Raw genomic sequence first — 20,646 nt, 5'->3', positions numbered from 1 at the left:
GGTCACGCGTACAGGAGCCCGCCCTCGGGGGTGGCGGGCTCCGGGCACAGTTCGCGCGGGTCCCCTCCGGCCTCCAGGCAGCGTGCGAGCGTGTCGGAGCCCCAGAGCTTGTCGAGGAACGGGGTGGTCGCGAACTCCTCGGGATGCTGCGTACGGGCCAGATACATCATCGACACCGCCGTCAGCACGGGCCTGAACGTCCGCGCGTCGGTGACGTGCAACTGCACCCCCCGGACGGCCGTGCCCGCGTGCTTGCTGAACATCGGCATGAACCACAGGTCGCGGAAGCGCACCCCTGGCAGGTCGAGGGCGTTGAGCGAGGGGGCGAACCTGTCGTCCAGATAGGGCGCTCCGACCAGCTCGAACGGCCTGGTGGTGCCGCGCCCCTCCGACAGGTTGGTGCCCTCGAACAAACCTGTGCCCGGATAGACGAGCGCCGTGTCGAGCGTGGGCATGTTGACCGAGGGCATCACCCACGGCAGCCCGGTCGCGGCGAACGGCAGATCCCTGCGCCATCCCTCCGCCCTGATCACCTCGACGCCGGGGTCGAGGGAGAGCGCCAGCTCGCCCACCGTCAGCCCATGCCTGTTGGGGATCGGCGCCCCGCCCACGAAGCTGGCGAAGGCCGGGTCGAGCAGCGGCCCCTCGGCGACCGTCCCGCCGATCGGGTTGGGCCTGTCCAGAACGACGAAGGGCAGGCCGAGCCGCTTGGCCGACCCCATCAGGTCCTTCATCGTCCAGACGTAGGTGTAGAACCTGGCTCCCACGTCGAACAGGTCGAACACCAGCGTGTCCACCCCCGAGGCGGCCACCAGCCCGTCGAGCTCGGCGCCCTCCTTGAGGTAGGTGTCGTGGACGGGCAGGCCGAAGCTCTCGCCCGAGCCCTCGCTGGCGCCGTCCTGGACGGTGCCGCGCACGCCGTGCTCGGGGCTGAAGAGCGCGGCGAGGTTCCGCAGCGCCATGGGCGTGGGGGTCAGGTCTCTCAGGACTCCCGTCTGATTGGTGATCAGGCCGATTCTGCCGCCCTTGACCAGACCGGGATCCGCGGCCAGCCGTTCGGCTCCGGTGCGTACGTAAGACATAGCTGAAGCTTATTTGCATACGAGATGCCAAAGGTGGAAATTAGCGTCATGATTGATCCACTCCCCGAGCTGTCCACGGAGCAGAGCGATCCGCGCTACAGCCAGATCGACCGGCTGCCGACCTCGGAGATCGCCCAGTTGATGAACCAGGCCGACGCCACGGTTCCCACCGCGGTCGGCGCCGTCCTGCCCGCCATCACCGCGGCGATCGACGCGATCTCGGCCCGCATGGCGGCGGGAGGACGGCTGCTCTACGTCGGCGCGGGCACCTCGGGCCGCCTGGCCGTCCTCGACGCCTCGGAGTGCCCGCCCACCTTCGGCACCGACCCCTCCCTCGTGCAGGGCGTGATCGCCGGCGGACTGCCCGCGCTGACCAGGTCGGTGGAGGGCGCGGAGGACGACACCTCCGCGGGCGAGGAGGCCCTCGCCGAGCGCGGCGTCGGCGCGCTCGACTCCGTCGTGGGCATCTCGGCCAGCGGCAGGGCGCCCTTCGTGCTGGGCGCGCTCGCCGAGGCCGGCAGGCGGGGCGCGCTGACCGTGGCGCTGTCGTGCAACCACAGGACACCGCTGTCGGCAGCGGCGGGCCACGCCATCGAGGTGGTCGTCGGGCCCGAGGTGGTGACCGGCTCGACCAGGCTCAAGGCGGGCACCGCGCAGAAGCTGGTGCTGAACATGATCTCCACGATCTCGATGATCAGGCTGGGCCGCACCTACGGGAACAACATGATCGAGATGTCGGCGATGAACGCGAAGCTCGCAGGGCGCGCCGCCCGCATGGTCAGCGACATCACCGGCGTCTCCGCCGAGACCGCCCGCGAGACGCTGGAGGCGGCGGACGGCCAGGCGAAGATCGCGGTGGTGATGATCGAGCACGGCGTCGACGCCGACGGGGCGCGAACCCTGCTGGAGTCGCACGGCTCCCGGCTCGGCGAGGTACGGCATGCTCGCTGACGTCCTGTCCGCCACCGTCCCCACGATCGTGCCCGCCGCCGTCGCGGTGATCGCCGTGGACGGCGAGGTCGTGGCCGCCGAGGCCGCAGGCGAGCTGGTCCGCTACACCGACCCCGACGGGACGCTCGCGCCCGTGCGCCCACCCGCCCGCCGCGACTCCGTCTTCGACCTGGCCTCCATCAGCAAGCTGTTCACCACCTCGGTGATCCTGTCACTGGTGGCCGAGGGCAGGCTCGACCTGGACGCGCCGGTGGCCACCTGGCTGCCCGCCTTCTACGCCGACCGCCCGCACATCACCCTGCGCCACCTGCTCACCCACACGGCCGGCCTGCAGCCGACCCACCGGGTGGACCACGTGTCGCCCGCAGCGCGTATGGACACCATCCTCGCCACCCCGATCACCTCGCCCGTCGGCGGTCCCTACCTGTACACCGACGTCGGCATGGTGACGGTGGGACGGATCGCGGAGATCGCGGGAGCGGCGCCACTGGACGAACTGGTCCGCGCCCGCGTGACGGAACCGCTCGGCCTCACCGACACCGCCTACCGCCGCCTCCCGTTCCGGGAGGACACCTCCCCGCTGCCCCCTTCGGGAGACGCGGGCCCTTCCCGAGACCCCCTGGCTTCCACAGGGCAGGGACACGCGCCCGCGGACGTCTCCCGCATCGCCAAGACCGAGTGCCACAGGGCCATCGGCGAGGTGCACGACGAGACCGCCCACTCCCTCGGCGGCGTCGCCGGCCACGCGGGCGTCTTCTCCACCGCCGACGACGTGCTCCGCTACGGCGAGGCCCTCCGCCTCGGCCACCTGCCCCTCACCGACGAGATGACCCGCGACCACGACGTCAAGAACGCGCCCTTCCGCCACGGCCTCGGCGTCCGCATCGGCGACCCCGCCGTCGTCGGCCCGCTCACCGACGCCTTCGGGCACTCCGGCTTCACCGGCACCTCCCTGCTCGTCGACCGCGCCCGCCGGCTGACCGTCGTCCTGCTGACCAACGCCGTCCACCCGGTCCGCGGACGTCCGGGCATCAGAGAACTTCGCCATGCCGTCGCCGCCGAGGCGCTACAGATAGTGTTTCGGCCATGAAACCCCGCGATATTTCCCTTTTGCACACTCTCGGCACCCCGAGCGTGTCCCCCGAGGGCACGCAGGCGGTCGTCGCCGTGACCCGGCCCGACCTCGACGCCGACGAGTACCGCGGCGAGCTCTGGCTGGTCCCCACCGACGGCTCGGGCGAGCCCCGCCAGCTCACCGGCGGCCGCCGCGACGCCGAGCCCGCCTACTCCCCCGACGGCAGGTGGCTCGCCTTCACCCGCGCGGAGAACGGCGGCAAGCCTCAGCTGCACGTCATGCCCACCGCGGGCGGCGAGCCTTGGCGCGTCACCGACCAGCCCCTCGGCGCGGGCAAGCCCACGTGGAGCCCCGACTCGCGGCAGCTCGCCTTCGTCGCCCGCGTGCCCGAGGAGGGCAGGTACGGCGACACCAAGCCGGAAAAGGAGCGCCCCCGCCGCATCACCGGGCTGAAGTACCGCCTGGACAACCTCGGCTTCTACACCGACCGCAGGTCCCACGTCTTCGTCGTCGACCCGTTCGCCTCCCGCACCTCCCCCTCGCCCGCCGTCCAGGTGACCGAGGGAGACTACGACCACGACGAGCCCGCGTGGAGCCCCGACGGCGCGCGGCTGACCTTCGCCGCGGCCCGCCACGACAGCCGCGGGTTCGACCACTACTCCGACGTGTGGACGTGCGCGCCTGACGGCACCGGCCTGCACAGGGTCACCGACACCACCCTCTCGGTCGGCCTGCCCCGCTTCACCCCCGACGGCGAGACCATCTGCTTCGTCGCCGCCCAGCCAGGACCGGAAGGCCGCACCCTGATCGCCAGGCACCGCGGCGTCTTCTCCGTGCCCGCCGACGGCTCCGCCGCCCCCCGCCGGCTCACCGCCGCCGAGCCGTACCATCTGGCCGGCAAAGGCACCATCGTCCCCACGGCGGACGGCGTGCTGTTCCCCTCGGAGAACCGCGGGGCCTCCGACCTGCTGCTCGTGCCGTACGACGGGGACGAGCCCACGGTCCTCATCGCGGGCCGGCGCGAGGTCTTCGCGCCCGCCCACGCCGGGGGCACCACCGTGGCCACCGTCGCCGACCAGAACAGCCCAGGCGAGCTCGTCGTGCTGCGCGACGGCAAGGAGAGCGCCCCCACCGCCTTCTCCGCCCTCACCCCCCTCCCCCTGGAGGAGATCACCACCACCGCCCCCGACGGCCACCCCGTCCACGGCTGGGTGGTCCGCCCCACGGGCGAGGGCCCGCACCCCACGCTGCTGATGATCCACGGCGGCCCCTTCACCCAGTACGGCTGGCACCTGTTCGACGAGGCCCAGGTCTACGCCGCCGCCGGATACGCCGTCGTCATGGGCAACCCGCGTGGCTCCTCCGGGTACGGCCAGGCCCACGGCGCCGCCGTCATCGGCGACGTCGGCAACGTCTCGGCCATCGACCTGCTCGCCCTCCTCGACGCCGCCCTGGCCAGCGGCGGCCTGGACGCCGACCGCGTGGGCGTCCTGGGCGGCTCGCACGGCGGCTACATGACCACCTGGCTGGCCGCCCATCACGGCGACCGGTTCAAGGCGGCGATCAGCGAGCGGGCCGTCAACGCGATCGACAGCTTCCACGGCTCCAGCGACATCGGCTGGTCCTTCGCCCACGACCTCTACGGCCCCGACCCCGAGCGCTGGCGCGACCTGAGCCCGCTCAGCCACGCGCACCGGATCGAGATGCCGTTCCTGATCATCCACTCGGAGAACGACTGGCGCTGCCCTGTGGAGCAGGCCCAGCGGCTCTTCGTCGCGCTGAAGCTGCGAGGGGTCGAGACGGAGCTGCTGCTGTTCCCCGGTGAGGGACACGAGATGTCCCGCTCAGGCCTGCCCAGCCACCGGGTGGCCCGCTTCGAGGCCATCCTCGACTGGTGGAACCGCCACCTCCCCACGACGTAACCCCTCGGCGCCCGTCCGGGACGGGCGCCACCCCAGTGAACGCATGCTCGCCTGCGCCGGCGAGCACGCACTCCACGCGGCCTGCGATGGCCACCCATGACCATGGTGCGCGAGGCGCGTCCGGACGTGGCGGCCATGCCGGAGCCTCGCGGGCCTCTCATGAACGCCCGCTCATGAACGCCCGCTCATGAACGCCCGCTCATGAACGCCCGCGAATCGCGGCGCTCGCCACGGCGTCAGGGAGCCAGCGCTTCGAGCGCCTCCTCAGCCCTGCGCATGGCCTCGTCGGGATCGGCGGTCACGATCGCGGGGTCGAAGTTCAGATCGTGGAACACCTCCGTCACCCCCTGCTCGGCCAGCGCCGCCACATCCTGCCTGATCTTCTCGTACGGCCCGCTCAGCGGCGGCCCATCGTTGGCCTCACTCACCCTGGTGACGCCTCTGCACACGAACCTCAACGCCTCGGGATCGCGTCCCGCCTCACTGGCCGCCGCCTTTACGGTGTAGATTTTCTCGGCGATGCCAGAGAGATCCTCCCTGCTGGCGCTCACCCAGCCGTCGCCCAGCCGTCCCGCCCTCCTGAGCGCCACCTCGGCTCCACCGCCCAGCAGCAGCGGCGGCACCGGCGACGGCTTGGGGTCCAGATGCGAGGCAGGGACCCGGTAGAACTCCCCCTCATGCCGGACGACCTCCTCACCCCAGCACGCGCGCAGCACCTCGACGAACTCCTCGCCCCTCCGGCCGCGCTTGGCGAAGTCGACCCCCATCGCCTCGAACTCCTCGGGCAACCATCCGAGCCCCAGCCCGAACGTCACCCGCCCACCCGAGACCTCCTGCAGAGTCGCGACCTGCTTGGCCACCAGCACGGGCGGTTCGAAGATGTTCACCACGGCCACGCCGAGCCTGATGCTCTCGGTGACGCCGGCCAGATAGGCCAGGGTGACGAGGGGATCGTGCACGCTGCGATAGGTCGGCCCCATCGGATGGTTCTCCGGGTAGAGAAGACGCTGGAAGGTCCAGAGCTCGTGGTACCCCAGCTCCTCGGCGCGCGTGGCGATCCTGCGCAGGTTGTCGCGAGTGGCCCAGGGCCCGGACACGGGGGCGGCAAATCCGATCCTCATAGACCGCCACCCTAGAACACCCTCCCCACCGCCCTCCGGTCCCGCGGACGGGCGGACGGGCGGACGGGCGGGACAGGGCGCAGCGAGATGCTTCGCCGAGGAGAGGCCGCCGCGGTGGAAGGCGGTGATGCGGGAGTGCCGAGGCACAGGAACCACTGCGGTGGACGTCCGACGACGGCACCTCCGCTCCGCAGTGGGAGTTCCCGGCCTGCGACACCGCTTCCGTCAGCTCGCTCACGCGACTTCTCGTTCACAGTGGAAGTGCTGACTTAAAAAAATCAAGATCGTCTTATTGAAAGTTAAGAGTAGGACGGGTATAACTTGAGATATGAGAGATCAGGCGATGGACTGGCAGGAACTCACGAACCTGACCCGGGGTCAGCCGTTCGTCGTCGAGCGGGTGCGTCTGACTGGCAGCGGCGTCGCGATCGAGGGTGAGTTCGAGCTACCGCAACTGGCTCAGCTCAACGTCGAGGATCAGGTCTTCGTCACGGCGTTCGTACGCTGCCACGGCTCCATCAAGGAGATGGAGCGGATCTTCGGGGTGAGCTACCCGACGATCAAATCGCGGCTGAAGCGGATCACGCAGATGCTCGACTTCGTCGAGACCGATCCGGCGCCGTCGCGGGCCGACGTCATCGATCGGTTGCGCCGCGGCGAGATCACCGCACAGCAGGCCTTGTCCGAACTGGAGGGGCGCACGTGATGCCGCAGTTGCTGACCGTACGGGTCAAACGCCCCGACCGTCGCCCCATCCGGATCTGGGTCCCGCTGCTCCCCGTGGTGCTCGTGTTCTCACCGTTCGTGGTCCTGGCCGTCCTGGGAGCGGCCGTGGCCTGCCACGTGTTCCGCATCGATGTGGTGCGGGCACTCGGCACCGGCTGGCGCATCGTCTCCGCGTTGCCCGGCACCCGGGTCGACCTCGAGTTCAGCCGTACGGCCGTACTCGTAGCCATCCGATAGGAGAGGTTCCGATGAACGAAGAGCGTAAGAACATCCTCGACATGCTGGCCGAGGGCAAGATCACCGCAGAGGAGGCGGAGCAGCTCATCGCCGCGCTCGAACGAGCCCAGCCGCCGACTTCGGCCAGTCCCGCCGCCCGGCCGAAAGGCAGGGCGAAGTACCTGCGGGTGATGATGGAGTTCCTCGATGAGGGCGAGTCGGGGCGGCTCAACGTGCGGGTGCCGCTGCAACTGCTGCGGGCCGGCGTACAGCTCGCGGCCCTGATCCCGCCGCAGGCACTGGACCGGGCCAACGCCGAGCTGAGCAAGTCGGGCGTGCCGTTCGACCTCACGCAGCTCAAGCCCGAACACCTCGAGGCGCTCGTGGAGCACCTCGACGAGACGGTCGTGGAGCTCGAGCAGCCCGATGGCCACCTGCGTGTCTTCTGCGAGTAGGCCGTCCAGTCGGACGGACCCCCGGGAGGGTGCTGGAACACCCCCCGAGGCCGCGCCCGCTACAGCAGAGCGCGATTGAACTGCCAACCTGAACTTCAGCCGCTCAGCGGCGCCGCCCGGTCGACCTCCCCACCGGCAGCGGCTCCGTGTCCGCACGATCGGCGCCTGCGGGCCGATCAAGAACTTCGGCGGACGTCCCCGAACTGGCGAGGCCACCGGCGACCTGCGGGCGAACTCGGCCGGCGGCGACATCCTCGTTGACCACGCGCACGGCACGCTCACCATCCTCGTCGACCCCGCGCACGGCACGCTCACCGCGACCACCACCTCGGGCTCCATCCGGGGAGGAGAGGTCATGCGTAGCGAGGTGTACTCCCTGAACCCACGCGGGCGGGAGTATCTCGACGAGTTCCGCAGGACCTGGAGCTTCACCGAACGGCTCGAACAGCTCCGCGAACGAGGTGAGCAGACATGGCCGCAGGGCCGAGCGAGCCGGAGCAGCGCTACTGCCGATACCTGGAGACGGTCGCCGGGCCGATCGAGGACAAGCGGTGCGATCGGCCATGCAAGGCGCGCGAGCAGCGGCTTCCCCACCACCTCTCACACGGCGACCGATGCGCTGCGGCGGTACCTGCGGTTCCTCGGCCCGCCGGACAAGGCGGACAGCCTGCTGTCGACGCTGGAGGATCTCGCCGCTCTGTTCGAGCAGAGCGCGACGAACGGAACCCCCGATCCGCGAAGTCGCCGGGCAGGCCCGGTCGAGTTCACCGAAGCGTTTCTCACGAACCACCCGCAGGGTCAGGAACACCATCGATCACGCCACAAGCGACAAGTCGTGACGAAACAGAGAACGGACATCTGAATGACAGCCAACAAGATCCGAGGGCCTGTGATCCACGTGCAGGGCCTGGAGAAGTCGTACAAGGAGTTGCAGGTGCTGCGCGGCGTGGACTTCGACGTGGCGCGGGGCAGCATCTTCGCCCTGCTCGGCTCGAACGGGGCCGGCAAGACCACGGTCGTGAAGATCCTGTCCACGCTGCTCAAAGCCGACGCGGGCACGGCGAGCGTCCACGGCTTCGACGTCGCCACGCACCCGGCGGAGGTGCGGGAGTCGATCAGCCTGACGGGACAGTTCGCGGCAGTGGACGAGATCCTCAGCGGGCGGGAGAACCTCGTGCTGGTCGCCCGGCTGCGGCATCTCAAGGATCCTGACAAGATCGCCGATCACCTGCTCGCCCGTTTCTCACTGACCGGCGCGGGCGCGCGGAAGGTCTCGACGTATTCGGGTGGCATGCGCCGCCGCCTCGACATCGCGATGAGTCTCATCGGCGACCCGCCGGTCATCTTCCTCGACGAGCCCACGACCGGGCTCGACCCCCAAGCGCGCATCGAGGTGTGGCAGGCCGTCAAGGAGCTCGCCACGAACGGCACGACGGTGCTGCTCACCACGCAGTACCTGGACGAGGCCGAGCAGCTCGCCGACCGGATCGCGATCCTGCACGAGGGCCGGATCCTCGTCCACGGCACCCTGGCCGAGCTCAAGCAGCTGCTGCCGCCCGCCCAGGTCGAATACGTCGAGAAGCAGCCGACCCTCGAGGACGTCTTTCTCACCCTCGTCGGCGCCAACAGCAAGGACGCGACGTCGGCACGAACGAGTAAGGAACACCGATGACCAAGCATTTCTTCGGCGACACCACAGTCCTGCTGGGACGATCCCTGCGTCACATCACGCGCAGCATGGACACCATCATCACGACCACGATCATGCCGATCGCGTTTCTGCTGCTGTTCGTCTACGTGTTCGGCGGCGCGATCAAGACGGGGACTTCGTATGTGAACTACCTGCTGCCCGGCATCCTGCTCATCACGGTCGCCTCGGGCATCGCCTACACCGCGTTCCGGCTCTTCCTGGACATGAAGAGCGGCATCTTCGAGCGATTCCAGTCCATGCCGATCGCGCGGTCGTCCGTGCTGTGGGCGCACGTGCTGACCTCGCTGGTCGCCAATCTGATCTCGCTCGTGGTGGTCGTGCTCGTCGCCCTGCTCATGGGCTTCCACTCGGGGGCGGGCGTGGCGGCGTGGCTCGCGGTCGCCGGCATCCTGATCCTGTTCACCCTGGCGCTGACGTGGCTGGCCGTGATCCCCGGTCTCACCGCCAAGACCCCGGACGGCGCGAGCGCGTTCTCCTACCCGCTCATCTTCCTGCCGTTCATCAGCTCGGCATTCGTGCCCACCGACACCATGCCAGGCCCTGTACGCGTCTTCGCCGAGAACCAGCCGGTCACGTCCATCGTCAACGCCATCCGCGACCTGTTCACCCAGCAGCCGGTCGGCACCGACATCTGGATCGCCCTCGGCTGGTGTGTCGGCCTCCTCGTCGTCGCGTACGTCTTCGCCATGAACACCTACCGCCGCAAGATCGCCTAGTGTCCATCAACGTGCACCGGCTCGGGGTTTGGCGAGCGCCGAGGTTGACGACCCACACCGACCCGGCGAAGGTTCGTGGACACCGCACTAGGTAGCTGTCTCCCTTGACCGATCAGCCAACAATTTCGGTGGCGCGTTGCCGCCACCTCGCCACGGAGGAGGCCGGATGCCGGCAGATCCGCCCAGCTCACCCGCGCTGCGCGCGTCCGACACGGACCGCGACCTGGTCATCGAACAGCTGCGCGCCGCCGTCGCCGACGGCCGGCTCGACCCGGTGGAGTTCGACGAGCGACTGGACGCGGCGCTGACCGCCCGCACCATCGACGCGCTGGCCCCGCTCATCACCGACCTGGTCGCGGTGCCAGGCGGCGACGGCGCACTCACGCTGCCGTTCGCCGGGACACCGGCCGAGCCGGCCGCCGAACTGCTCACCATCCACGAGCGTCACGGCTCGGTGCGCCGTGAGGGCCGGTGGACGCTGCCGCACCGGCTGGCGCTGCGCACCGCGTGGTGCGACGTGATGCTGGACCTGACCAGCGCGGTGCGCAGCGCCCCCGAACTGGTCATCGAGCTACAGGTGCGCGGCGGCACCGTGGAGCTGGTCCTCGCACCGGGCATAGTGGTGGACGCCAACGAGCTGTCGGTGCGGCACAGCAGTCTGGGAATCAGCAGGGACGCGGGCGACCACACACCGGAGACGCTGCACGTCCGCCTGGTAGGCCGCCTGCGACACGGCCGGCTCGACACCCGATGGCAGGAGCCGGGCCGATGACATGTCAGGCCCGGATACCGCGGTATCCGGGCCTGACATCTCACGCGTGGTGCGGGCGCGCCGCCGTGCTACGGCCTGTCGTCAACCACGGCACCGCCGCTGACGAACCGTTCCTGCTCCTCCCCTGGACACCGGGTAATCGGGTTCGGCGGAGGTGTCCGCCGACGCGACAGCTTCAGTACGCCACGACTTCGGTGATGCACCACGACCTGGCCGCCGTCCGGTCGTGAGGCTCCAACCAAACAGGCCTACCCGAATAGCAGCGCGCAGGCCTTGAAGTCTCAGGCCTGGACGGATCGCCATGCGCAAGCCTTGAAGTGTCCAGCCTCGACGAATCACCAGACGCAAGCCTTGGAGTCACAGGCCTGGACGGATCGCCATGCGCAAGCCTTGAAGTGTCCAGCCTCGACGAATCACCAGACGCAAGCCTTGGAGTCACAGGCCTGGACGGATCGCCATGCGCAAGCCTTGATGTGTCCAGCCTCGACGAATCACCAGACGCAGGCCTTGGAGTTTCAGGCCTGGAGGGATCGCCATGCCTCCAGCGTCGCTTCGGCGATGGTTTCGATACGGCGCCCGTATGCCAGATGCCCATCGGAGACAAAGCTGCCGTCGCTGCACGGCAGCTCGCAGAACGTGGCGCGGAAATACCGGGGTGTTCGACCCAGCGGCAGCGGCGCGTACGTTGCCACTGGCGTCATGTCGTAGCCCGACCGCGCCCTGTGATTGTTCCGCGCCACCTGATGAGCGGCCACGCGAAGCAGCGCGTCAAGGCCCTTGTCCACGTAGAACTGCAGGTAGCGGAACTGACTGTCGAGGTACTTCTCATGCCCTCTGGAGGGATGCTGCAGGAGATACGCGCAGACCACAGGCGCGTGCCATCTGTACATCTCAGGATCGGCCTGCTCTTCGGCCAGGATCGCGTGGTAGTAATCTGCGCACACGCCCAGCGGGCCGGCGGTCGCACCGCAGTCGCACTGACCGATGAGGGGACTGTCTGGCATGGCTGCACCATAGGTGGCCGGCAACAACCATGTCGACCGGATTTCAGGCTTGCCCCGTGTCCTACTCCGTTATGGCCCTGCACGCCTTTGTCCTACCGTTATGGCCCCGTACCCCCTTTGTCTTACCCGACTATGGCCCTGCATCCTTTTGTCTTACCGGGCTACGGCCCCGCACCCCCTTGTCTTGCCGGGCTACGGCCCCGCACGCCTTTGTCCTACCGGGCCATGGTCCTGCACGCCCCGAGACCTGGCAGTACGCGAAGCGGCTGGCGTACTGGAAACAGGATTTCGCGTGGGGCGAGGCGATTAGAGGCGCGAGGCCAGCATCCGCGTATCCGGCCCATTGCTGCCTCCCCGGCCCGGGCAACAGAAAAGACCCCGAACATGCAGAAAGGGCCCCACCATAAGGCGAGACCCTTCCATACAAAGATTGCGCGGCGGCGACCTACTCTCCCACACCCTCCCGAGTGCAGTACCATCGGCGCTGCAGAGCTTAACTTCCGGGTTCGGAATGTAACCGGGTGTTTCCTCTGCGCTATAACCGCCGCAACCCTATGAAACTGTCAAACACAGACGTGCTTGTTGTTTCAGAATTGCCTAGTGGACGCGAGCAACAGTGCTTAATGAAAAGCGTGCTTTGTGGTCAAGTCCTCGGCCTATTAGTACCGGTCAGCTCCACACGTTACCGTGCTTCCACCTCCGGCCTATCAACCCGGTCGTCTACCGGGAGCCTTACCCACTCACGTGGTGGGAGACCTCATCTCAAGGCGAGCTTCCCGCTTAGATGCTTTCAGCGGTTATCCCTTCCGAACGTAGCCAACCAGCCGTGCACCTGGCGGTACAACTGGCACACCAGAGGTTCGTCCGTCCCGGTCCTCTCGTACTAGGGACAGCCCCTTTCAAGTCTCCTGCGCGCGCAGCGGATAGGGACCGAACTGTCTCGCGACGTTCTAAACCCAGCTCGCGTACCGCTTTAATGGGCGAACAGCCCAACCCTTGGGACCTACTCCAGCCCCAGGATGCGACGAGCCGACATCGAGGTGCCAAACCATCCCGTCGATATGGACTCTTGGGGAAGATCAGCCTGTTATCCCCGGGGTACCTTTTAGCCGTTGAGCGACGGCGCTTCCACATGCCACCGCCGGATCACTAGTCCCAGCTTTCGCTCCTGCTCGACCCGTCAGTCTCACAGTCAAGCTCCCTTGTGCACTTACACTCGACACCTGATTGCCAACCAGGCTGAGGGAACCTTTGGGCGCCTCCGTTACTCTTTAGGAGGCAACCGCCCCAGTTAAACTACCCACCAGACACTGTCCCCGATCCGGATCACGGACCAGAGTTAGACGTTCAAAACGACCAGAGTGGTATTTCACCAATGACTCCACCCGAACTAGCGTCCGAGCTTCACAGTCTCCCACCTATCCTACACAAGACGTTCCAAACGCCAATGTCAAGCTGTAGTGAAGGTCCCGGGGTCTTTCCGTCCTGCTGCGCGTAACGAGCATCTTTACTCGTAGTGCAATTTCGCCGGGTCTGCGGTTGAGACAGCGGGGAAGTCGTTACGCCATTCGTGCAGGTCGGAACTTACCCGACAAGGAATTTCGCTACCTTAGGATGGTTATAGTTACCACCGCCGTTTACCGGCGCTTAAGTTCTCACCTTCGCGCATTGCTGCGCTAAGCGGTCCCCTTAACGTTCCGGCACCGGGCAGGCGTCAGTCCGTATACATCGTCTTACGACTTCGCACGGACCTGTGTTTTTAGTAAACAGTCGCTTCCCCCTGGCCACTGCGACCCCCACCAGCTCAGAAAGCTAGTTTCGTCACCAGCAGAGGTCCCCCTTCTCCCGAAGTTACGGGGGCAATTTGCCGAGTTCCTTAACCACAGTTCACCCGATCGCCTCGGTATTCTCTACCTGACCACCTGAGTCGGTTTAGGGTACGGGCCGCCACAACACTCGCTAGAGGCTTTTCTCGGCAGCATAGGATCATCCACTTCGCCACAATCGGCTCGGCATCACATCTCAGGATACATGCGTCGCGGATTTGCCTACGACACTCCCTACATGCTTACCCCAGGAACAACCATCGCCTGGGTTGGACTACCTTCCTGCGTCACCCCATCGCTTACCTACTACCCGATCGGATCGAGCGTTCAGCCTCACCACTTGTCCCGAAGGACGCTGCGGGGCTTAAGGACTCTTAGCATCACGAGGTTCGATATGGGCGTGTTAAAGCGGGTACGGGAATATCAACCCGTTGTCCATCGACTACGCCTGTCGGCCTCGCCTTAGGTCCCGACTTACCCTGGGCGGATTAGCCTGGCCCAGGAACCCTTGGTCATTCGGCGGCAGGGTTTCTCACCCTGCATTCGCTACTCATGCCTGCATTCTCACTCGCACAGCCTCCACAACTAGATCACTCTGCTGCTTCGCCGGCTGCACGACGCTCCCCTACCCATCAACCCCGCAAAGGGGTCAATGCCACGACTTCGGCGGTGTACTTGAGCCCCGCTACATTGTCGGCGCGGAATCACTTGACCAGTGAGCTATTACGCACTCTTTCAAGGGTGGCTGCTTCTAAGCCAACCTCCTGGTTGTCTCTGCGACTCCACATCCTTTCCCACTTAGCACACGCTTAGGGGCCTTAGTCGGTGATCTGGGCTGTTTCCCTCTCGACTACGGAGCTTATCCCCCGCAGTCTCACTGCCACGCTCTCACTTACCGGCATTCGGAGTTTGGCTGACGTCAGTAACCTTGTCGGGCCCATCGGCCATCCAGTGCTCTACCTCCGGCAAGAAACACGTGACGCTGCACCTAAATGCATTTCGGGGAGAACCAGCTATCACGGAGTTTGATTGGCCTTTCACCCCTACACACAGGTCATCCCCCAGGTTTTCAACCCTGGTGGGTTCGGTCCTCCACGAGGTCTTACCCTCGCTTCAACCTGCCCATGCGTAGATCACTCCGCTTCGGGTCTACAGCATGCGACTCAAACGCCCTATTCAGACTCGCTTTCGCTACGGCTCCCCCACACGGGTTAACCTCGCCACACACCATAACTCGCAGGCTCATTCTTCAAAAGGCACGCAGTCACATCACACACCAGCAAGCTGATGTAAGCTCCTACGGCTTGTAGGCACACGGTTTCAGGTACTATTTCACGACCCCTCACCGGGGCACTTTTCACCTTTCCCTCACGGTACTAGTGCACTATCGGTCATCAGGGAGTATTTAGGCTTACCAGGTGGTCCTGGCAGATTCACACAGGATTTCTCGGGCCCCGTGCTACTTGGGATCCCCTCAAACAGCCCATCCGATTTCGCCTACCCGGCTCTCACGGTCTACGGCGCCCCTTCCCAGAGGCTTCAACTATCAGACAGGTTTCTCACTGTTTGTGGTCTCGGCAGAAACCACCAGAGGGTCCCACGACCCCGCTTGCGCAACGCCTGCCGGCTATCACACGCAAACGGTTTAGCCTCATCCGCTTTCGCTCACCACTACTCACGGAATCACTGTTGTTTTCTCTTCCTACGGGTACTGAGATGTTTCACTTCCCCGCGTTACCACCAACCGCCCTATACATTCAGGCGGAGGCAACACCACATGACTGGTGCTAGGTTTCCCCATTCGGACATCCCCGGATCAACGTCTGGTTGGCGACTCCCCGAGGCTTAACGCAGCCTCCCACGTCCTTCATCGGCTCCTGATGCCAAGGCATCCACCGTGTGCCCTAAAAAACTTGGCCACAAAGATGCTCGCGTCCACTATGCAAATCTCAAACAACAAACAGCAACCAGCTCCAAACCACACCAAGATGGTTCTTCGCTAGCCCTGTATGAGGCGGAACAGAAGGATCAGACCACCATGCGAAACCCGCAGCGGGTGGCCCCATGATCCGGTCCGTTTCCTCAGGACCCAACAGTGTGTCCAACCAGTTCCAGCCCCCTCGCGGCCGTTCCCACTCCCTCCGAAGAAGGCGGTACTAACCCGCAGGCAACCAGACCTGGTTGAGTAGCCAGTGCTCCACTAATGAGCTGCCGAGCATCAGACGTTCGCTGATGACCTCGACGTAGACCGAAGACTCGCGCCTTCGACCAGCTGCTCCTTAGAAAGGAGGTGATCCAGCCGCACCTTCCGGTACGGCTACCTTGTTACGACTTCGTCCCAATCGCCAGCCCCACCTTCGACCGCTCCCCCCAGCAAGCTGGTTGGGCCACGGGCTTCGGGTGTTGCCGACTTTCGTGACGTGACGGGCGGTGTGTACAAGGCCCGGGAACGTATTCACCGCAGCGTTGCTGATCTGCGATTACTAGCGACTCCGACTTCATGGGGTCGAGTTGCAGACCCCAATCCGAACTGAGACCGGCTTTTAGGGATTCGCTCCACCTCACGGTATCGCAACCCTCTGTACCGGCCATTGTAGCATGTTTGCAGCCCAAGACATAAGGGGCATGATGACTTGACGTCATCCCCACCTTCCTCCGAGTTGACCCCGGCAGTCCCCCATGAGTCCCCAGCACGCCGAAGCGCCTGCTGGCAACATGGAGCAAGGGTTGCGCTCGTTGCGGGACTTAACCCAACATCTCACGACACGAGCTGACGACAGCCATGCACCACCTGTCACCCAGTCCGAAGAGGGCCACATCTCTGCAGCTTTCCGGGCGATGTCAAGCCTTGGTAAGGTTCTTCGCGTTGCGTCGAATTAAGCAACATGCTCCGCCGCTTGTGCGGGCCCCCGTCAATTCCTTTGAGTTTTAGCCTTGCGGCCGTACTCCCCAGGCGGGGCGCTTAATGCGTTAGCTCCGGCACGGAGATCGTGGAAGATCCCCACACCTAGCGCCCAACGTTTACAGCGTGGACTACCAGGGTATCTAATCCTGTTCGCTCCCCACGCTTTCGCTCCTCAGCGTCAGGTAAGGCCCAGAGAACCGCCTTCGCCACCGGTGTTCCTCCTGATATCTGCGCATTTCACCGCTACACCAGGAATTCCGTTCTCCCCTACCTACCTCTAGCCAGCCCGTATCCACCGCAGACCCGCAGTTAAGCTGCGAGCTTTCACGGCAGACGCGACAAGCCACCTACGAGCTCTTTACGCCCAATAATTCCGGACAACGCTTGCGCCCTACGTATTACCGCGGCTGCTGGCACGTAGTTAGCCGGCGCTTCTTCTGCAGGTACACGTCAACTTCGTCCCTGCTGAAAGAGGTTTACAACCCGAAGGCCGTCATCCCCCACGCGGCGTCGCTGCGTCAGGCTTTCGCCCATTGCGCAATATTCCCCACTGCTGCCTCCCGTAGGAGTCTGGGCCGTGTCTCAGTCCCAGTGTGGCCGGTCGCCCTCTCAGGCCGGCTACCCGTCGTCGCCTTGGTAGGCCACTACCCCACCAACAAGCTGATAGGCCGCGAGCCCATCCCCAACCGAAAAGACTTTCCACCACCACCCGATGCCGGGGGCGGTCGTATCCGGTATTAGACCCAGTTTCCCGGGCTTATCCCAGAGTCAGGGGCAGGTTGCTCACGTGTTACTCACCCGTTCGCCGCTCGAGTACCCCGAAGGGCCTTTCCGCTCGACTTGCATGTGTTAAGCACGCCGCCAGCGTTCGTCCTGAGCCAGGATCAAACTCTCCAAACAATGTTTGAGAATTTCTCCCGGCTGAAACATGAATGTTCCAACCAAAGGAATCCGTCCAATGGACGGGGTTGTGCATCATGCACTGGCTTTTAACACACTGTTGAGTTCTCAAGAAACGGACGCATTCACCGTCACCTGCCCGGTGGCACTCGCTTCATTATGCCCTTATTCTTTCAGCTCCCCCGGTCGGAGTCAAATTGACTCTTTCCGAGAAATCATCGGGAATTCCGACGCCCCGTTTCCGGGGCAACCCCTCAAACTTACTTCGACATTTGATTTCTGTCGAACCGGCCCGAGGAGGGCAGCCGACGGCCAACGCCGGCTGGTTGGGACTGGTGAACTCTATGTACGCCTCCGCCACCCGTCAAATCAACGTCCGCCATTCCGGTCACAGGTGTCGAAGAGGGACAGTTCGTCCGCGTCGGGAGCATGGAAGAGGGCCGCGTACCCCGCCATCATGGCCTCGGTGATCGCCACCGTGCCCCGGACCCCTGCCGCGGATCTCTCCTCGACTCTGCGGCACAGCTCCTCCATCGGCACGTCCAGGTAGCGAAGTTCGACGGGGACGCCGAGTGCTCGCGCGCCGAGCCGTTTCTCGTCCCTCTCCGCCCTGCCCCAGAATCCGTATTCGAGGATCACGCTCGTCCCGAGCGCGAGCAGCTCGAGAGCGTGCCGCCACAGCTGCCGCTCCAGAAGGTCGCGCGCCTCCTCGTCGAACAGGTCGATTCCCAGCTCCGTCAGCCACTCGTCGGGGCACAGCCGTACGGCGGGCAGTTCCTCGGCCAACCGCCTGGCCAAGGTGGTCTTACCCGAGCCCGGCAACCCACACAGCAGAACCAGCCGAACGGAGCCTCCCGAAGCAGAGCCTCCCGAAGCAGAGCCTCCCGAAGCAGAGCCTCCCGAAGCAGAGCCACCCGCAGCGCGGTCTCCCGAAGCGCACCCTCCCGCAGCGGAGCCGCCCGCAGTGCACCCTCCCGAAGCCGGATCGTCCTGTGCACTCGGGGAGATGGGCACCGAATCACCTCATAGTCTTTGCGGGTGGATCTCGAGGCAGAGCTGGCGCGCATGGCCGGCGCGTACGGCGGGACAGGCGAGCCCGTCACCCATCCCACCAGAAGCGACGTGGTGGTCGTCCGCCGCGGCGAGGTGGTCGTCAAGGCGCACTCGGTCCGCGACGATCCCGACCTCCTGCGGATGCGGTTGAGGGCAGCGAACGCTCCGGCGCTGACCGGCCTGCTGCTGACCTCGCTCGATCCCGAGGTACGCACGGTGGGCGACAGGGCGGTGACCGTCTGGCCCACCGGCGTGCCCGTCGGCCGTGACGATCCCGACGCCGCTCCGTGGGAGGAGGGCGCGCGGCTGCTGGCGCGCCTGCACGCCGTACCGCTGACGATGATGCCGCCGCTGCCCGAGGCCGCCGGGCCCGCGCGCATGGCGCGGGCGGTGGAGGCGATGCCGGGGCACGGCGCCGCCCAGCGGACGGTACGGCGGGCGTACGCCGCCCTCCCCGACCCCGAGCCCGTCCCCCGGCTGCTCACCCACGGCGACTGGCACCTGGGGCAGCTGGTGAGAAGGGGCGACAGGTGGCTCCTGATCGACGTGGACGACCTGGGCACCGGCGATCCCGCCTGGGACCTGGCAAGACCGGCCGCCTGGTTCGCGGCCGGGCTGCTCGAACCCGAGCTCTGGAGCCGCTTCCTCGACTCCTACCTGGCCTCGGGCGGTCCCGCGCTCGATCCGGCCGACCCGTGGGCGCGGCTCGACCTTCCCGCCAGGGCGCTGACCGTCCAGCTCGCCGCCGTGGCAATCGGCCATGCCGAAGCCGAGGAGCGGGAACTGGACGAGGTGGAGCAATCGTTGATCCAGTCGTGCGGCAGGATTGTCGGCCTCAGGCAGGGCTGACATAGTGGCGCACGCACGACCGAGGAAAATCCCGCCCAAGGGCAAGGAGATCAACCTGATGCAGTGCCCCAAGTGCCGCGGAAGCATGCGGACTTATGAGCGCAACGGGGTCCACATCGAGCAGTGCGAGAACTGCCGAGGGATCTTCCTGGACTACGGCGAGCTGGAGACCCTGACTCGCATGGAGTCCCAGTACCACACCCCGCCCGCCGCGCCTCCCGCGCACGGAGCTCCCGCGCACGGGGCTCCCGCCTGGGGCGCGCCCGCTCCGCACTACGGTGGCGGGCACTACGGTCACCGGCGCAAGAAGGACAGCTTCCTCGGGATGCTGTTCTCCTCCTAGGACCTGGTGAAAGGGCCGCGACCTCGACAGAGGCCGCGGCCCTTCCCATGTCACGCGCCTGAGGGTCAGCCGGGGAAGGCTCCTGGGTCGACCGTCTTGGTGGGGGCGTTGCCGCCGCTCACCGTGTGGAGGGTGACGCGCCAGTCGTGCCATCTGATCTGGGTGGAGGTGTAGGTCGTCCTGAACCGCACCGACTTCTCGAACCGCTCGAAACTGCAGGTGCGGGAGAAGGCGCGGCCGTCCCAGTCGGCCCCGTGGGTGAAGAAGACCTCGTAGGTCCCGTCGCGAACCCCTCGCACCTTGAACGACGACTTCCTGCGCACGTAGACGCTGAACGCCTTGGCCTTGCCGCGCAGCACGGTGACCACCGCGTCGCGGGAGGCGCCGTTGTCGATCTGCAGGGAGCCTCGCCCGTCGCGCCGCCCGCTGCGCAGGAACGTGCCGTTGGCCAGGCGCCTGTTCTGCTTCTTCGCCACCTTCACCGGCACGACGTCGGCCGGGTAGTCGCCGAGCGCCCGCAGCGCCTTTCCCGTCTGGTCGAGCATCTGCAGCTTGCCCGACAGGTCGGCGAACACGCCGCCCGCCGTGCAGACCGTCATGGATCCCACTCTGCCCAGGGTGGTGCCGAGCTCGGTGGTGAAAGCGCGCAGGCTGGCGACGTACGCCTCGTGCTGGACCCTGGCCTCCACGGGGGGCGCGAGAGCCGACAGGCTCTCCGAAGCGCCGCGGAGGGTCTCTTCGGCACGTTCCACACGGGCGTCGAGCGTCTTGATGCTCTTGGCCGAGGCCACCTGGGAGAGCGCCTCGCGGACGCCGTCGCGATGCTCGCCCAGCGCTTGCCTGTAGGCGTCGGCGGTGAGCGCGGCAGGGGTGGCCTCGCCGGTCGAGGGGGAGGCGCCCGATGGCGTCGGCTCCCCCTGGCCCTGGACCGTGGAGGTGCAGGCCGTCAACGCCAGCATCGCCACGGCGAGCGTGCAGGAGATCAACCGGGGGGCAACCATCTGCCACACTATCGCCCG

At 66.2% G+C, this 20,646-nt stretch carries 17 protein-coding genes and 3 rRNA genes; 12 read left to right on the top strand and 8 right to left on the bottom strand.

All coding sequences use genetic code 11. The features are described 5' to 3' along the window. Positions 1-2: 2 nt before the first annotated feature. Complete coding sequence (locus FHR33_RS41340) at positions 3-1,082, bottom strand: exo-beta-N-acetylmuramidase NamZ family protein (protein ID WP_183659576.1); 1,080 nt, start codon at positions 1,080-1,082, stop codon at positions 3-5. A gap of 48 nt (positions 1,083-1,130) precedes the next feature. Between FHR33_RS41340 and murQ the strand changes: the two genes are divergently transcribed. Genes murQ through FHR33_RS41325 form a run of 3 tightly spaced genes read left to right on the top strand, consistent with a single transcriptional unit; the run spans position 1,131 to position 5,030 of the window. Next, entirely contained in the window at positions 1,131-2,033 is a 903-nt protein-coding gene (murQ, locus tag FHR33_RS41335) for an N-acetylmuramic acid 6-phosphate etherase (RefSeq protein WP_183659575.1), read from the top strand. Beyond that, positions 2,023-3,123, top strand: a complete 1,101-nt coding sequence (locus FHR33_RS41330) for a serine hydrolase domain-containing protein (protein WP_183659574.1) — start codon at positions 2,023-2,025, stop codon at positions 3,121-3,123. The genes murQ and FHR33_RS41330 overlap by 11 nt, the downstream gene beginning before the upstream one ends. After that, positions 3,120-5,030, top strand: coding sequence for a S9 family peptidase (locus tag FHR33_RS41325; RefSeq protein WP_183659573.1), 1,911 nt, complete (start codon positions 3,120-3,122; stop codon positions 5,028-5,030). Before FHR33_RS41330 ends, FHR33_RS41325 begins: the two co-directional genes overlap by 4 nt. A 236-nt stretch (positions 5,031-5,266) precedes the next feature. On the opposite strand, the gene FHR33_RS41320 is transcribed toward FHR33_RS41325, so the two are convergent. After that, positions 5,267-6,151, bottom strand: coding sequence for a TIGR03619 family F420-dependent LLM class oxidoreductase (locus FHR33_RS41320; RefSeq protein WP_183659572.1), 885 nt, complete (start codon positions 6,149-6,151; stop codon positions 5,267-5,269). Positions 6,152-6,479: 328 nt separating this feature from the next. Between FHR33_RS41320 and FHR33_RS41315 the strand changes: the two genes are divergently transcribed. The 7 genes from FHR33_RS41315 to FHR33_RS41285 all read left to right on the top strand — a co-directional run bounded on the left by FHR33_RS41315 (position 6,480) and on the right by FHR33_RS41285 (position 10,747). Further along, entirely contained in the window at positions 6,480-6,857 is a 378-nt protein-coding gene (locus tag FHR33_RS41315) for a DUF2089 domain-containing protein (RefSeq protein ID WP_221241452.1), read from the top strand. Further along, positions 6,857-7,114, top strand: a complete 258-nt coding sequence (locus tag FHR33_RS41310; RefSeq protein ID WP_221241451.1) for a hypothetical protein — start codon at positions 6,857-6,859, stop codon at positions 7,112-7,114. The genes FHR33_RS41315 and FHR33_RS41310 overlap by 1 nt, the downstream gene beginning before the upstream one ends. A gap of 11 nt (positions 7,115-7,125) precedes the next feature. Beyond that, a complete protein-coding gene (locus FHR33_RS41305) occupies positions 7,126-7,548 on the top strand; it encodes an SHOCT-like domain-containing protein (protein ID WP_183659570.1) in 423 nt (140 codons plus the stop codon). Between the two features lie 355 nt (positions 7,549-7,903). After that, the gene (locus FHR33_RS49395; RefSeq protein ID WP_221241450.1) at positions 7,904-8,410 is read left to right on the top strand and encodes a hypothetical protein; all 507 of its coding nucleotides are present in this window, start codon (positions 7,904-7,906) and stop codon (positions 8,408-8,410) included. After that, positions 8,411-9,220, top strand: a complete 810-nt coding sequence (locus tag FHR33_RS41295) for an ABC transporter ATP-binding protein (protein ID WP_183659569.1) — start codon at positions 8,411-8,413, stop codon at positions 9,218-9,220. Continuing rightward, positions 9,217-9,975, top strand: a complete 759-nt coding sequence (locus FHR33_RS41290; RefSeq protein WP_183659568.1) for an ABC transporter permease — start codon at positions 9,217-9,219, stop codon at positions 9,973-9,975. The genes FHR33_RS41295 and FHR33_RS41290 overlap by 4 nt, the downstream gene beginning before the upstream one ends. A 166-nt stretch (positions 9,976-10,141) precedes the next feature. Continuing rightward, positions 10,142-10,747: a DUF1707 SHOCT-like domain-containing protein gene (locus FHR33_RS41285; RefSeq protein ID WP_183659567.1), complete on the top strand. Its 606-nt coding sequence runs from the start codon at positions 10,142-10,144 to the stop codon at positions 10,745-10,747. A gap of 515 nt (positions 10,748-11,262) precedes the next feature. On the opposite strand, the gene FHR33_RS41280 is transcribed toward FHR33_RS41285, so the two are convergent. The 5 genes from FHR33_RS41280 to FHR33_RS41260 form a co-directional block, all read right to left on the bottom strand. Further along, positions 11,263-11,751 carry a DUF5946 family protein gene (locus FHR33_RS41280; protein WP_183659566.1) on the bottom strand — a complete coding sequence of 163 codons (489 nt, stop codon included), beginning with the start codon at positions 11,749-11,751 and terminating at the stop codon, positions 11,263-11,265. 432 nt (positions 11,752-12,183) lie between these two features. Next, positions 12,184-12,300 (bottom strand): 5S ribosomal RNA (gene rrf, locus FHR33_RS41275). A gap of 90 nt (positions 12,301-12,390) precedes the next feature. After that, positions 12,391-15,496, bottom strand: a 23S ribosomal RNA gene (locus FHR33_RS41270). Between the two features lie 364 nt (positions 15,497-15,860). Further along, a 16S ribosomal RNA gene (locus FHR33_RS41265) occupies positions 15,861-17,382 on the bottom strand. Together the 16S, 23S and 5S rRNA genes form the textbook arrangement of a ribosomal RNA operon. 369 nt (positions 17,383-17,751) lie before the next feature. Continuing rightward, positions 17,752-18,396, bottom strand: coding sequence for a P-loop nucleotide/nucleoside kinase family protein (locus tag FHR33_RS41260; RefSeq protein ID WP_312895976.1), 645 nt, complete (start codon positions 18,394-18,396; stop codon positions 17,752-17,754). A gap of 24 nt (positions 18,397-18,420) precedes the next feature. On the opposite strand from FHR33_RS41260, the gene FHR33_RS41255 reads away from it, so the two are divergent. After that, entirely contained in the window at positions 18,421-19,284 is an 864-nt protein-coding gene (locus FHR33_RS41255; protein ID WP_312895975.1) for a phosphotransferase, read from the top strand. Between the two features lie 58 nt (positions 19,285-19,342). Continuing rightward, on the top strand, positions 19,343-19,627 hold the full coding sequence (locus FHR33_RS41250; protein ID WP_183659565.1) for a TFIIB-type zinc ribbon-containing protein: 285 nt from the start codon (positions 19,343-19,345) through the stop codon (positions 19,625-19,627). Positions 19,628-19,692: 65 nt separating this feature from the next. Here the strand turns inward: FHR33_RS41250 and FHR33_RS41245 are convergent, their stop codons facing one another. Beyond that, positions 19,693-20,628, bottom strand: coding sequence for a hypothetical protein (locus FHR33_RS41245; RefSeq protein WP_183659564.1), 936 nt, complete (start codon positions 20,626-20,628; stop codon positions 19,693-19,695). Between the last annotated feature and the right edge of the window lie 18 nt (positions 20,629-20,646).

It is taken from the genome of Nonomuraea dietziae (genome assembly GCF_014195505.1).
GTDB classification, from domain to species: Bacteria; Actinomycetota; Actinomycetes; order Streptosporangiales; family Streptosporangiaceae; genus Nonomuraea; species Nonomuraea roseola.
The sequence above is the reverse complement of the archived record's forward strand: the minus strand, read 5'-3'. Positions and strand labels throughout refer to the sequence as shown.